The organism is Georgenia sp. Z1344 (assembly GCF_057652375.1).
Genome location: NZ_CM172728.1, coordinates 2,159,562 through 2,173,497 on the forward strand (window position 1 = coordinate 2,159,562; position 13,936 = coordinate 2,173,497).

At 67.3% G+C, this 13,936-nt stretch carries 9 protein-coding genes and 2 pseudogenes; 9 read left to right on the forward strand and 2 right to left on the reverse strand.

Annotation, left to right across the window (positions count from 1 at the left end; genetic code table 11):
* The first annotated feature begins 52 nt into the window (after positions 1-52).
* From AC24FB_RS09740 to AC24FB_RS09770, 7 genes and pseudogenes are all read left to right on the forward strand, one after another.
* Complete coding sequence (locus AC24FB_RS09740) at positions 53-1,231, forward strand: mandelate racemase/muconate lactonizing enzyme family protein (RefSeq protein WP_425715560.1); 1,179 nt, start codon at positions 53-55, stop codon at positions 1,229-1,231.
* Positions 1,232-1,280: 49 nt separating this feature from the next.
* The gene (locus AC24FB_RS09745; RefSeq protein ID WP_425715559.1) at positions 1,281-2,282 is read left to right on the forward strand and encodes a TAXI family TRAP transporter solute-binding subunit; all 1,002 of its coding nucleotides are present in this window, start codon (positions 1,281-1,283) and stop codon (positions 2,280-2,282) included.
* Positions 2,279-4,288 carry a TRAP transporter permease gene (locus tag AC24FB_RS09750; RefSeq protein WP_425715557.1) on the forward strand — a complete coding sequence of 670 codons (2,010 nt, stop codon included), beginning with the start codon at positions 2,279-2,281 and terminating at the stop codon, positions 4,286-4,288. Before AC24FB_RS09745 ends, AC24FB_RS09750 begins: the two co-directional genes overlap by 4 nt.
* An 11-nt stretch (positions 4,289-4,299) precedes the next feature.
* A complete protein-coding gene (locus AC24FB_RS09755) occupies positions 4,300-5,409 on the forward strand; it encodes a mandelate racemase/muconate lactonizing enzyme family protein (protein ID WP_425715556.1) in 1,110 nt (369 codons plus the stop codon).
* 68 nt (positions 5,410-5,477) lie between these two features.
* Positions 5,478-6,512 carry a LacI family DNA-binding transcriptional regulator gene (locus AC24FB_RS09760; RefSeq protein ID WP_487560167.1) on the forward strand — a complete coding sequence of 345 codons (1,035 nt, stop codon included), beginning with the start codon at positions 5,478-5,480 and terminating at the stop codon, positions 6,510-6,512.
* Between the two features lie 240 nt (positions 6,513-6,752).
* A complete protein-coding gene (locus AC24FB_RS09765) occupies positions 6,753-8,078 on the forward strand; it encodes an ISL3 family transposase (protein WP_425715554.1) in 1,326 nt (441 codons plus the stop codon).
* A 73-nt stretch (positions 8,079-8,151) separates the two neighbouring features.
* Positions 8,152-8,280, forward strand: a pseudogene (locus AC24FB_RS09770) (hypothetical protein); the annotation flags it as partial.
* A 15-nt stretch (positions 8,281-8,295) separates the two neighbouring features.
* On the opposite strand, the pseudogene AC24FB_RS09775 reads toward AC24FB_RS09770, so the two are convergent.
* A pseudogene (locus AC24FB_RS09775) lies at positions 8,296-8,475 on the reverse strand (IS110 family transposase); the annotation flags it as partial.
* A 515-nt stretch (positions 8,476-8,990) separates the two neighbouring features.
* On the opposite strand from AC24FB_RS09775, the gene AC24FB_RS09780 reads away from it, so the two are divergent.
* Positions 8,991-10,073: a 3-deoxy-7-phosphoheptulonate synthase gene (locus AC24FB_RS09780; protein ID WP_425715553.1), complete on the forward strand. Its 1,083-nt coding sequence runs from the start codon at positions 8,991-8,993 to the stop codon at positions 10,071-10,073.
* Between the two features lie 70 nt (positions 10,074-10,143).
* Positions 10,144-11,628 (forward strand): RNB domain-containing ribonuclease, encoded by a 1,485-nt coding sequence (locus tag AC24FB_RS09785; RefSeq protein ID WP_425715552.1) that lies wholly within the window; start codon positions 10,144-10,146, stop codon positions 11,626-11,628.
* A gap of 179 nt (positions 11,629-11,807) precedes the next feature.
* Here AC24FB_RS09785 and AC24FB_RS09790 read toward each other — a convergent pair whose 3' ends face one another.
* Positions 11,808-13,838: a heavy metal translocating P-type ATPase gene (locus AC24FB_RS09790; protein ID WP_425715551.1), complete on the reverse strand. Its 2,031-nt coding sequence runs from the start codon at positions 13,836-13,838 to the stop codon at positions 11,808-11,810.
* Positions 13,839-13,936 lie beyond the last annotated feature (98 nt).

Consider the following 13,936-nt stretch of genomic DNA (forward strand, 5'->3'; position numbering starts at 1 on the left):
ACGGAGAATCCGAACTGGTTACGTTACCGGTACCGATACCGGAAGGATGAGAATGGGCTCATCACTGATCGACCAGGTCGACGTACGCATCCTGGAAGTCCCCCTGAACAAGCCGTACTGGATGTCGCAACAGGCGTACGCCACCGCCGGACAGGTGTTCGTCACCGTCCGGACGGCGGGAGGCGTTCTCGGCTACGGGCAGGCACATGGCAACCCAATGACGACGATCGCCGACCTCGTCACGGACACCCTCGCGCCACTGGTGCTCGGTCGATCCGTGTGGGAGGTTCGGGCGATCTGGCGCGACCTGTTCGCAGTCTCCACTGGCAAGCGTGAGGCTGTGGCTACCGGTCAGCCGCACTTCGGCATGCGCGACCGATTCCAGCTCCTCGCCGGAATATCCGCGCTCGACATCGCGATCTGGGACGCACGCGCCAAGACGGCAGGGCTCCCTCTCTGGAAGCTCCTAGGAGCGGATAATCCGGTGCTACCGGCCTACGCGACGGGCGGCTACTACCCGAACGGCGATAATGACGACCCCGGAATCGACTCGTTGCTCGCTGAAATTGGCGCATACGTCGACGCTGGATTCACAGCGGTGAAGATCAAGACCGGACGAGCTCCGGAGGTCGACATAGCGAGAGTACGTGCGATCCGGGACGACCACCCTGACCTGCGAATCAAGGCGGATTCAAACGGCGGCTGGGACCTCGACGAGGCGCTCACGGCAGGGCGTGCATTCAGTGACCTCGGCGTCTTCTGGATGGAAGAACCCATCCACTGGCACCTCGGCACGCACCACCTTCGTCGACTCCGTGACGAGTCCGGCCTCCGCATGGCTGCGGGTGAGCAGGAGATTCATCAGTGGTCGAGTGCGTCGCTCGTGGACGAGGGGGTGATCTCGGTCCTGCAGACCGATTGCACCCGTGCTGGCGGCCTGACTGCGTGGATGGAAGTCGCAACCTACGCCAATCTCCGCGGCGTTGCCGTGGCACCGCACCACGACGGCCACATCCACGGTCACTTCCTCGCCGCGCTCTCCGGTGAAGTCCACTGCGAGACGTTCCCCGACTCCGATCGAGATCCACTCTGGGCCAGGTTGTATGGGGAGAAACCCGAGTTGGTGAATGGCGCCTTGGTGCTTAGTGAACGTCCTGGTCTCGGCATCACCCCCGATTCCGGGCAGCTCGACGCCTGGACGATCCGACAGACAACTATCCACCCCGAATAGTTCCCCCGACCAACGACTACACAACTCACACCAACGGAGGTGTACCGAGATGGGCAAGTCAACGAAGCTACCTCTTGCAGGTGCCGCGCTCACAGCCACCCTCGCCCTTGCTGCATGCGGAGGCGACACAGGCGGCCTCAGCGCGCCGGACGAGGATGAACAGGGAGGACAGAGCGGAACGAGTGCCAGCCTCGCCACGTCCTGGGGGCCCAGCGACACCGACTGGTACCTCTACGGCGCCGAGAGCATGGCACTGATTGAAGAAAGTTCAGCCCTCGACATCACGGTTCAGGAGAGTGCAGGCTCCGAGGAGAACGCCATCCGGATGGACGCGGGTGAAGTCGATCTCGGCATGATCGACGTCCAGGGTGCCGAGACTGCCCTGGGGGAGCACGAGCTGGCTGCTCTCTACCCGATTTCTATCGTGCTCTGGCAGCTCGTCGTCGGTGCCGACACCGACGCCGAGACGCCGGCGGATCTCGACGGCCTGCACTGGAACGCCGGCCCAATCGGCGGCGGCTCGACGCAGATCACCATGGACGCGCTCGAAGCGCTCGGTGTCACGCCCGACTACTACGAGGCGGGACTTGGAGATGCCGTCTCGGCCTACGCTGGCCGGCAGATCGAAGGGTTCTCCTACCGGGGAGCCGGAGTGCAGGCAACGGGAGCGATCCTGGAAGCCTCGTCCAGCAGGCCGATCAACCTCATCAACTTCGCCGATGAGGACATCGCCACCGTCCAGGATCAGAACCCGGCGATCGTTCCTGTCGACATCCCGGGCGGCACCTACTCGGACGTTCCCAACGACATCCAGACACTTGGGTACTGGGGTGTCATCGTCGCGGCGGCTCCGGAGCTCTCCGAGGACGTCGCGTACGAGGTCACCGCCCAGTTCTGGGAGAACATCGACGAGGTCAACGAGCGTCTTCCCCAGACCGAGGGCCTGACTCCCGAGGTAGCGATCGACGAACTACTCCTGCCGCTCCACCCGGGCGCCGCGCGCTACTACGAGGAGCAGGGCATCGACATTCCGGAAGACATGATCCGATGACCTCGACTTTCGCGGAGGAAGCCGAGGCGATCGTCGACGACGAGACCGAGGAAGCGCCACGCGGCCGCTTCGAGAAGACCGCGGTGGCGCTTCTCAACGTTGTTGCCGTCGGGTCCGCCGCCTTCCACGTCTGGACGGCCGGAGCAGGCCCGCTAGCCGGGATTAAACAGACGACTATTCACGTCGTCTTTGCAATCATTCTCTGTCTGTTCAACGTCAAGTCTGCGACCGGCTCGAAGAAGCCGACTACCGACGTCGGCAAGGCGATCGACAGAGTGGCCATCATTCTGGAGATCGCCATCGCGATCATCGCCACGATATACGTCTGGTCGGAGTTCGACAGGATCGTCTACGAGCTCGGTTATGCGCGGCCGACCGAAGCCGACATCATCATCGGCACCCTTATGGTCGTCGTGCTGTTCGATGCCTGCCGACGAGCCATGGGCTGGGCGTTCCCGATCATCGGGCTCGTCACGATTTTGTACTGCATCTTCGGCAGTTACATACCGGGGATCTTCGGTCACTCCGGACAGACTTTCGAGTCGGTCATTGCCAACTCGTTCACATCTCCGCTCGGAATCTACGGCAGCGTGACAGCTACGTCCGCGACACAGATCGCGATCTTCGTCATCTTCGGTGCGCTGCTCATGAAGCTCGGTGGGGGCGACGGTTTCCTGAAGATGTCGCTCGTTGTCGCAGGCCGCCTGCGCGGTGGTCCCGGCAAGGTGTCCGTGCTTTCCAGCGCGCTGTTCGGCATGGTGAACGGAAGCGCGGTCGCCAACACCGCGAGTACAGGCGTCATCACGATCCCAATGATGAAGAAGTACGGATTCCCCAAACGGTTCGCAGCGGCCGTCGAAGCCACGGCTTCCACCGGTGGACAGTGGACACCTCCAATCATGGGAGCGGCTGTATTCCTCATGGCCCAGCTGCTCGGGATGTCGTACTACTCGATCGTCCTCGCTGCCATCATCCCAGCAATCATCTACTACATTTCATTCTGGTTGACTGTGGATTCCGAGGCTGGGTTGCACAACCTGAAGGGGCTAAAGCGCGAGGAGATCCCGAGGGTCCGCGACTTCGTCGACGAGCTCGTCATCCTCATTCCGGCTGTCAGCGCGCTTCTTGCACTCATCATCATGGCGTACCCAGTCCGCATGGCTGGCTTCGCAGCCACCGTCGTCCTGTTGGTCAGCGCTCTGGCCGTTCAGGTCTTCTGGAAGCGTCGGTCGATCCTCGAGTTCGGCAAGGACATTGTCATCGGCTGCCGCAACGGCGCCCTGACTGCAGCCACCATCGGCGTACTGGTTGCCGGCTCGCAGATCGTTGTCGCAGGCATCGGCACGACGGGCGTCGCTCTGAACGTGGGCTCGTTGATCTTCTCGATCGCATCGGCATCGATCATCCTGGCACTTGTCCTCGCGGCGATCATCAACATCGTGCTCGGGCTCGCGCTCCCCACCGTGCCTTCCTACCTGATCGCTATCGCGATCACGGGATCGGCTCTGATCGAGCTTGGCGCGACCCCGCTTAGCGTTCACATGTTCGCTCTGTACTTCGCCGTTCTCGGGGGGCTCACGCCACCCATCGGCGCAACGGTGTTCGTGGCTTCTGCGATCGCCGGGACCGACTGGTTCCGCGCGAGCCTTACGGCCATGCGCATCGCCGCGATCGCCTTCGTGCTCCCGTTCGTATTCGTGCTGCGACCGGAGCTCCTTCTGCAGGGACCGGCTGGTTCGATCATCTGGACATCCCTTGCCGTGACGGCTGGTGCGGCCCTCTTGGCGATTGCAATGGCGAGGTATGCAGGTCGCAAGCTCCGGTGGTGGGAATCGGTTAGCATCCTCGCCGCAGCGGCAGTCCTCTTCTACCCGAACAATATCCTTAACTACATCGGCGCGGGAGCCGGCATTGTGCTCCTCCTCTGGTGGCTCTGGCGTAGGAATCGAAAAAGGGCGTCGATGCCCGACAGTGGCGATGTGCCTGTTGCGTCGAACTCGAACTGAAGGAATCAAAAGTGCAGATCATTGACATTGATATCATCCCCGTTGTCGTCGATCTTCCGGAGAAGTTCTCCGGGTCGAAGTACAGCATGACCCAGCGCGCCACCCTGGTCACGCGCATCGCGACAGACGACGGCATTGTCGGGCTGACCTACAACGGTGACGAGATAGACACTCAGCACGAGATCGCAGCCATCATGAAGGACGAGCTCTTCCCGTTGATCAAGGGAAAGGATCCACTGTTCGTCGAAAAGCTCTGGAACGACATGCTTCCAGTCACATTCGATATCTTGCGTGATCGAAAACTCGTCATCATGGCAATGTCCGCCATCGACTCCGCGCTGTGGGACATCGTCGGGAAAGCAGCGAATCTCCCGCTCAATCGGTTGTGGGGTGCCTACCAGGACAGCATCGAGATTATCGCGATCGGTGGCTACTACAACAAGTCCAACTCCGAGCTCGCAGAGGAGGTCGACTATCTGCGAGGCTTGGGTCTCGGCGGCTGCAAAATGAAGATTGGCGGTGCAAACCCCTCGATCGATGCCAGCCGCTTCATGGCGATGGCGGACGCTGCTGGCGACGACTTCCAGCTGATGGCAGACGCCAACCAGGGATACACGCTCGCGGAATCGGTGAAGTTCCTCGAGCAGATCGATCGTTCGAAACTGGTGTGGTTCGAAGAGCCTGTCCGCTGGTATCACGACAAGACTTGGCTGCGCGACGTTCGTTATCAGGGTGGTGTGCGGGTCGCCGCGGGCCAGAGCGAGACGTCACGCCAGGGCGTGCGTGAACTGTTGGAGAACGGCGCGATCGATGTCTGCAACTACGACGCATCATGGGCGGGTGGCCCAACCGAGTGGCTACGCGTGGCAGGGATGTGTTCCGCCTACGGTGTGCAGATGGCGCACCACGAGGAGGGACAGATCTCAGCGCACCTCCTGACGAGCACACCGAATCCTGGCCCCGTCGAGGTCTTCGCGCCGGCCCGAGACCCACTGGTGTGGGCAATCCACGCCGAGCCGCTCAATCCCCGGAACGGCATCTATGAGGTCCCCAAGGGGCCCGGCCTAGGGCTGAACCTTGACTGGGACTGGATCGAGGCTCACCGGGTGGACGCCGAGTAAGGTGGATGAACTCAGCACGGCCGACGCGCAGCTGCCCGGCACCCACGTAGTCAGCGGAAGGCACTGATTTGAGCCGAAAGCAGCGGCCCCGGGCGGCCACCATCAAGATGGTGGCCGCCCAGGCCGGAGTCGGGCCCGCTTCTGTCTCCCGTGTGTTCTCCGGGCACCCCGATGTGTCGGAAGATATGCGTGAGTCCGTCCTCAAAGCGGCCTCGGAGGTTGGGTATGAGGTCGACCTCGTCGCACGAGCATTGCGGAGCGGAGAGTCACGGACGATCGGCATCCTGATCGGCAACATCCTCAACCCGTTCCTCGCTGAGATCGTCGCGGGGGCCTCCGAGCATCTGCGGTCCAAAGGCTATGCGGTGCTGCTTGCCGATGCGGCAGGCGACCGTGAAGATGGCAGTGACGTCGAAGCGATCCGGGTCCTGCTCCAGCGGCGTGTGGACGGTCTGATCCTGTCGCTGACTGACGAGACGAGCGCTGGGCTTCGCGAACTGCTGGAGCGTTCGGCCGTGCCCCAAGTCCTGCTCGATCGCAGTCTTGACTTTGCTGATGTGGACGCCGTGATCTCCGACCACCGTGGGGGCATGAAGAAGATTGTCGATCACCTGCACGGTCTTGGGCACAGGAGGATCGGTCTGATCATCGGCTCATACAGCACTCGACCATCACGCGAGCGTCGAGCGGGGTTCATTGATGCAATGACGGAGTTCGGACTTGCAGTCGACGAGGAACTAATCCTTTCGGCGGCGCTATCTGAGCCGTTTGGTTATGAAGCAATGTCGCAACTCTTGAACCATCCTGAACCGCCGACTGCGATCATCTGCGGTGGAAATCAGATCACGGCCGGGGCGTTGCGTCTAACTCACGATCGACAGGTCGAGATCCCCTCGGATGTTTCCGTAGTGGCCTGCGACGACATCCCGATTACCCAGCTTCACCAGCCGAGCATTACCGTGCTGGCGCGTGACGCGATGGAGATGGGTAGGACGGCAGCCACTGCCCTCCTGTGTCGGCTCCAAGACGACGGCACGCCACCTCAAGAGATCAACGTGCCGACGACGATTGTCGTTCGAGGTTCTACAGCTCCGGTGGAGTGAGGCGCCTCTTCTTAAGCGCCTCGTTCCGCGGAGGTCAAGGTACCCTGGTTAGGCGACTGACCATCGGCGTTTACGGCATTCCTCGATGGCTGTGCGCGTTTGATGCTCCGGGTCCTTTTAGCGGCTCTTCGGACATTGGGTGGGGAGGGTGACGCGCGGGGGTGAGCATCCGGGGGTAGGGGTCGAGGTCCTCGATGATCAGTAGCGACCAAGCAACTGCTCTACTCGAGGACCTCGACGATGCCCAACGCTACGTGGTGCCCGGACGCGCCTTCTACTGATCCCTGCGACCGCTGTGACGAGCTGGTCGGAATCCCCGGGCTGCATGTCGAGGCCGTCGAGCGGACGGACGCGGTCGTGAGGGTCACTGTTTCTACGCCGTGGCAGCTGATGGGCTGCCCGGCCTGCGGTGTCATCGCGCCCAGCCGTGGCCGACGACGGCGGGTCCTGCGCGACGTGCCGTCGGTGGTGCCAGTGCAGATCCTGTGGCGTCAACGGACCTGGCGGTGCCCCGACCCGCACTGCCCGGTCGGGATGGTCGTCGAGCAGCATCCCGGTCTGGTCGCTCCGCGCGGATCGATCACCTGCCGGGCGATCGAGTGGGCAATAGGTCAGCTGCGTCGCGAGCACGCCACGATCCAGGGCCTCGCCCGTCGGCTCGGGACGGCGTGGAAGACGTTGTGGCGCGCGATCCGGCCCCGCCTGGAAGCGATGGCCGACGACGAGGACCGGTTCGGCGGCGTGCGGTCTCTCGGGGTCGATGAGCACGTCTGGCACCACATCGTTACCCGCAAACGGGGCCCGAAGGAGCTCACCGGGATGGTCGACCTGACCCGTCACCGCGATGCGAAGGGCAACTGGCGAGTGCGTGCCCGGCTGCTCGACCTCGTCCCCGGCCGGTCAGGGACGGCCTACAGGAACTGGCTCACCGAACGCGGCGAGCACTTCCGCTCCGGCGTGCAGGTCGCCGCCCTGGACCCTTTCGCCGGTTACAAGGCCGCGATCGATGACAAGCTAGAGGACGCCGTCGCCGTGCTGGACGCATTCCACGTCGTCAAGCTCGGCACCCAGGCCGTCGACGACGCCCGCCGCCGCGTCCAGCAAGAGACCCTGGGTCACCGCGGTCGCAAGGGCGACCCGCTGTACGGCATCCAGAAGCTGCTCCGCGCCGGCGCGGAGAACCTCACCGACCGCCAGCTCGACCGTCTCACCACCGCGATCACCGCAGATGAGGCCCACCAGAGTGTCTATCTCGCCTGGCGCTGCGCCCAGGACCTGAGGGCCGCCTACCGGTCCGAGAACCAGGCCGAAGGCAAGAAGATCGCAGAGACGATCCTGGCGACCTTCTACCGGTGCCCCGTGCCTGAGATCGCGCGCCTGGGCCGGACACTACGCAGGTGGCGCGGAGCGTTCCTGGCCTACTTCACCGCCGGACGTTCCTCGAACGGCGGCACCGAGGCCATCAACGGGATCATCGAGCTCCACCGCCGCCTCGCCCGCGGCTACCGCAACTTCGAGAACTACCGCCTCAGAATGCTCCTCGCCGCAGGCGGACTCACACCCTGATCCCCACCCAATGTCCGAAGAGCCCTGAAAGCGGCTCGAGCACGTCGAGCTCGAGGTCCTTCGATGGGTCGACTGGTACAACACGACCCGCCCGCACTCCTGGTGCGACCACCTCGCCCCCTCAGCGTACGAACACGACTACTACGCTGCCCTCACCCCCTCGACGGCACCCGCCGCCGAACCACACACAACTCTCCACTGAACCCGGCGCGGTTCACTTCGCCTCGTCCTGCGGGAGCGGTTTGTCCAGGAGCTTTGTGCTGGTGCGGTCAAGAGCGACGGCGTGATGCTCGCTCTTGCCGACATCGATGCCGAGGAACACCTCGACGCTGTCGTGCTCGGGGATCACTAGTCCTCCAGAGTCTGCGCTGGTAGTGGCCAGGCTGGCATGTCCCACGGCCCCAGAGCTCGGCGGGCTCGGCAAGGCCCCTACGACGTTGGCATTGCTGCCTCGTCCCCCTTCGCTGACTGTCCCGCCCCGCCTTTCGCCGACCCGGGTAGTTCCCGCTGACCCAGGTAGTTGTGCGCCGAGCCAGGCCACGTCGTCGGTGGGGTCGGCGGCGAACCTCTAGGGTCGGCGCCAACTGCATGGGTCGGCGGCGAACCTCTAGGGTCGGCGCCAACTGCATGGGTCGGCGCGGGTTCGGCGTCGGCTACCGGGCCCCCGAGGGACACCACCGCAACGTCCCGAACCCTGAGACGAGCGTGACTCGCGCCGGAGCGCCTGGCGTACGTTCCCCTCGTGCGCATCAGTCGTCAGTATTGGTTTGGCGTGTCGGCCCCGGCCGGCGCGTTGATCCGCTGACGCGCGCAACCGGAGCCGACAGGGCGTGGACCGCGAGGTCCGCGCCCTTTGCCATTCATGGTGGGCGCTCCGGACGGGGCGGACCGCCTCTGTCCGAGGAGAGCCGCATGACCGCAACCGTCACTGAACGCGCCGAACGCACCGACGACCTGCGCGTCCGACGCATGGCCCCGCTGCCCACGCCCCGCGAGGTCCTCGACGAGCAGCCGCTCCCGGCCGCCGCCGCGGAGCTCGTCGCCCGCTCCCGCCACGAGGTCCAGGAGATCCTCTACGGGCGGGACGACCGGCTGCTCGTCGTCGTCGGGCCGTGCTCCGTCCACGATCCGGACGCCGCCCTCGACTACGCACGCCGGCTCGCCGTCGCGGCCGAGCGGCACGACGGCGAGCTGCACGTCGTCATGCGCGTGTACTTCGAGAAGCCGCGGACCACGGTGGGCTGGAAGGGCCTCATCAACGACCCGGGCCTCGACGGCGGCTACGACATCCCGCGCGGTCTGCGGCTCGCCCGCCGCGTCCTGCTCGACGTCCTCGACGCCGGGGTCCCCGCCGGCTGCGAGTTCCTCGAGACCACCTCGCCGCAGTACATCGCCGACACCGTGACGTACGGGGCCATCGGCGCGCGCACCGTCGAGTCGCAGGTCCACCGCCAGCTCGCGTCCGGGCTGTCCATGCCGGTCGGCTTCAAGAACGGGACCGACGGCGACGTGCAGGTCGCGATCGACGCCTCCGTCGCTGCTGCGGCCGAGCAGACGTTCTTCGGCGTCGACGACGAGGGGCGGGCCGTGCTCGTCGACACCGCCGGCAACCCCGACGGGCACGTCATCCTGCGCGGCGGGCGGGGGAGTAGCAACCACGGGCCGGACGCGGTGGGGGCCGCGCTCGAGCTGGTGCGTCGGGCGGGGCTGGAGTCCGGGCTGGTGGTCGACGCGAGCCACGCCAACAGCGGCAAGGACCACGTGCGGCAGGCCGAGGTGGCGCGCGAGATCGCCGGGACGGTCGCGGCGGGTGAGCGCGGGATCGCCGGCGTGATGCTCGAGAGCTTCCTCGTGGCGGGGCGGCAGGAGCCGGCGCCGAGCGGGCTGACGTACGGGCAGTCGGTGACTGATGCGTGCATGTCGTGGGAGACGACGGAGGGCGTGCTCGAGGAGCTGGCCGCGGCGGTGGTCGCGCGGCGGGGTCGGCGTGGGTGACGGCGACGGTTCGCGACCGCATCCGGGCCTCCGCACCCCGCAGTGACCCGGGTCTCGTTACTGTCTACGCGTGCCCACACGCCACCTGCGCATCAACACCGCCGCCCCCGACGAGCTCAAGGCCGCCCTCGACGCCCTGGCCGCCGAGCTCGAGCTCCCCACCGCTTTCTCCCCCGAGGTGCTCGCCGAGGCGGAGGCCGCCGCCGAAGGCGCCGCCCTGCCTGCCAAGGACCTCACCGACCTCGACCTGGTGACGATCGACCCGCCCGGCGCGCGCGACCTCGACCAGGCCGTCCTCATCGAGCGCGACGGCGACGGGCACCGCATCCGCTACGCCATCGCGTCCGTCGGGTCGTTCGTGAGGCCGGGCGGGGCGCTGGACGAGGAGGTTCGACGTCGGGCGATGACGGTCTACGGACCCACCGGGTCCGTGCCCCTGCATCCGGAGGTGCTCTCCGCGGGGGCCGCGAGCCTGCTGGCCGACCAGGTGGCGCCGGCCTGCGTGTGGGACGTGCGGATCGACTCCACCGGCGAGGTGCGGTCCTCCGCGGTGGAGCGGGCCCTCGTGCGCTCGCGGGCGCAGCTCACGTACGACCAGGTGCAGGACGCCCTCGACGGGCGCGCTCCGCTGGCTGAGGGTGTGCCTGCGGACCTGCCGCGACTGCTGGCCGAGGTGGGGCGGGCACGGCAGGCGCAGGAGGTCGCCCGCGGGGCGGTCTCGCTCGACCTGCCCGAGCAGGTCGTCGAGCTCGGCGACGGCGGGCGGTACGTCCTCGACAGCCGCACCGTCCTGGAGGTCGAGGGCTACAACGCGCAGATCTCCCTGCTCACCGGGATCGTGGCCGCGGAGATGATGCTCGGGGCGGGCGTCGGTGTGCTGCGGACGTTGCCGCCGGCGAGGGGCAAGGACGTGGCGAAGCTGCGGCGGACCGCCCACGCGCTGGGCGTGCCGTGGCCGGACGGCATGACGTACCCGGACCTCGTGCGGTCGGTAAAGGCGAGCACGCCCGAGGGGGCGGCGTTCCTCAACGAGGCGACGGCGTTGTTCCGCGGGGCGGGGTACCTGGCGCTGCCAGTCTCGCCCGGTGAGGGCGGGGACGACGGCGAGGGCGGGGATGTGGTGTCGACCCAGCACGCCGCGATCGCGTCCGACTACGCACACGTCACCGCGCCGCTGCGCCGGTTGGCCGACCGGTACGGGCTCGAAGCGTGCCTGGCGATCGCGGCGGATACGGAGGTGCCGGGCTGGGTGCGGGAGGCGCTGCCCGAACTACCCAGTGCGATGGGTGCCGGCGGTCGGAGGGCGAGTGCGTACGAGCGCGGCGCCGTCGACGCCATGGAGGCTCTCGTGCTGCGCGGCCGCGAGGGGGAGGAGCTGCGCGGGGTGGTCGTGGACGTCGACGAGAAGAAGCCGCAGCGCGGTGAGGTCCAGGTGGCCGAGCCGGCGGTGCACGCCGTCGTCGAGGGGGAGGGCCTCGAGCTGGGCGCCGAGGTGACTGTGCGCGTGGCCGAGGTGGATGTGCAGGCCAGAAAGGTGCGCGTCGAGGTGGTGTAGGGGCGGGGTCCGGTGAGCGCTGAGGCCTCTGCGACGAGCGGATGGGTCGTGTCATGAGCGGATGGACTGAGGGCATCCTCTCGTGACACGACCCATCCTTTCGATTGGGGGGGCTGGCGGAGCAGGCCGACCGGGCGGACCCGGTGGCGCTGCCCTCGCACGGCGGGACCACCGCGGGTTCAGCGGGCGGCTGCGCGATCGTCCCGTGTGCGTCGCACGGCTTGATCCTGCTCGGTCCGCCGTTCCGGGGTGCGGCCGGCGCTCGAACCCGCACCGGCGCGGAGCCGGAGCAGCCGCATGGCGTTGGCGATGACCACCAGCACCGAGGCCTCGTGGACGAGCATGCCCACCGACATCGTCACGCCACCGGCGAAGACACCGGCCAGCAGCACGACCACCGTGGCCAGCGCGACCGCGATGTTCTGCCGCATGATCCGCGCGGTGCGCCGCGCCAGGTCGATGGCCTGGGGGAGCCTGAGCAGGTCGTCGGCCATGAGGGCGATGTCCGCGGTCTCCACCGCCACCGCGGACCCGGCGGCGCCAATCGCCACGCCGATGTCGGCGGTGGCCAGCGCGGGGGCGTCGTTGACGCCGTCGCCGACCATCGCCACGGTGTGCCCCTGACGCTGCAGCTCCGCGACGGCGTCGAGCTTGTCCTCCGGGAGCAGGGAGGCGCGGACCTCGTCGACGCCGGTCGCCGCGCCGACGGCCTCGGCGACCCGGTGGGTATCACCGGTGAGCATGACGACCGTCGACACCCCTGCCCGGTGCAGGCGCTCGACCATCTCGGCGGCGTCGGTGCGGACCTGGTCGGCCACCGCCAGGACGCCGATGACGGCGCCGTCCAGCGCGACGATCATCGGGGTCCTCCCCTGAGCGGCGAGCGAGTCGGCGACCTGCTCGGCGTCGGGCTGCTCGGGGAGCTCGTGGTGCGCGAGCAGGGCGGCGTTGCCGATGAGGACCTGGCGGCCGTCCACGACCGACGCGATGCCCTTGCCGGGGACCGGGGTGACAGCGCCGTCGATGGCATCCGGGGCGACGCCCTGGGCCGCGGCCGCCTCGAGGATCGGGCGGGCGAGCGGGTGCTCGGAGCCGGCCTCGGCGGCGGCGGCCCAGGCCAGTACCTCGGTGCGGTCCATCGCGGGGTCGAGGACGACGACGTCGGTCAGCTCGGGCCGACCCTCGGTGAGGGTGCCGGTCTTGTCGACGGCGACCGCGGAGATCCGCGCCGACGTCTCGAGGTACTCGCCGCCCTTGATGAGGATGCCGGAGCGGGCGGCGCGGCCGATGCCGGCGACGATGGCGACCGGGATGGAGATGACCAGGGCGCCGGGGCAGCCGATGACCAGCAGCGTCAGCGCGAGGACGATGTCACCGGTCAGTAGGCCGGCGACGAGGGCCAGCACCATGACGCCGGGGGTGTACCAGCGGGAGAAGCGGTCGATGAAGGTCTGGGTGGCCGCCTTGGCGTCCTGGGCCTCCTCGACCCGGTGGATGATGCGGGCGAGCGTGGTGTCGGCGCCGATCCCGGTGGCGCGCACCTGGAGGAAGCCGCCGCGGGAGACGGTGCCGGCGAAGACCTGGTCGCCGGTGGCCTTCTCGACGGGGATCGACTCGCCGGTGATGGAGGCCTCGTCCAGGGCGCCGGTGCCGGAGACGACCTCGCCGTCGACGGGAACCTTCGCACCGTTCTTCACCAGGACGACCTCGCCCATCGCGACCTGACCGGCGGGGATCTCCTGCTGCGCGCCGTCGCGGACGACGATCGCGGTGTCCGGGGCGACGGCCACCAGCTCGGCCAGCGCCGAGCGGGTCTTGCTCAGCGTGGCCGACTCCAGCGCATGCCCGACGGCGAACAGGAAGGTGACGGCGGCGGACTCCCAGAAGTTGCCGATGACGACGGCGCCGATCGCCGCGACGGAGACCAGCAGGTCGATGCCGATGACGCGCGCGGTCAGGGCGCGCAGGGCCTTGACCACGATGGGGTAGCCGGCGACGACCGCCGCGGTCAGCATGAACACGTCGGCCAGGGTGAAGACGCCCGTGGCGTGGGTGGCGTGCCGTCCGGCGTCGAGCCACCACTGGGGCGTCAGCGCGAGGTTCGCCGCGCCGCCGGCGACGTGCTGCAGGGCGAAGGAGATGAGGATGAGCGCACCGGAGATCGCGGGAACTGCCCAGTTCCCGCGCAGCCGGCGCTGAAGCGTGTGCACGTGAGTCACGACCTTTCCCGTCGCGAGGTGGAGAAGCTGGTGATGGGTGGTTGGAGGAGGACCGGGGCGATGAGGAGAGGGAGGGCGGGGCGCCCTCC

Bases quoted from the DNA above. Each gene is read 5' to 3' on its own strand.
- AC24FB_RS09765 (WP_425715554.1), top strand. From the start codon at position 6,753: ATGCCCAACGCTACGTGGTGCCCGGACGCGCCTTCTACTGATCCCTGC.
- AC24FB_RS09740 (WP_425715560.1), top strand. From the start codon at position 53: ATGGGCTCATCACTGATCGACCAGGTCGACGTACGCATCCTGGAAGTC.
- AC24FB_RS09780 (WP_425715553.1), top strand. From the start codon at position 8,991: ATGACCGCAACCGTCACTGAACGCGCCGAACGCACCGACGACCTGCGC.
- AC24FB_RS09745 (WP_425715559.1), top strand. From the start codon at position 1,281: ATGGGCAAGTCAACGAAGCTACCTCTTGCAGGTGCCGCGCTCACAGCC.
- AC24FB_RS09750 (WP_425715557.1), top strand. From the start codon at position 2,279: ATGACCTCGACTTTCGCGGAGGAAGCCGAGGCGATCGTCGACGACGAG.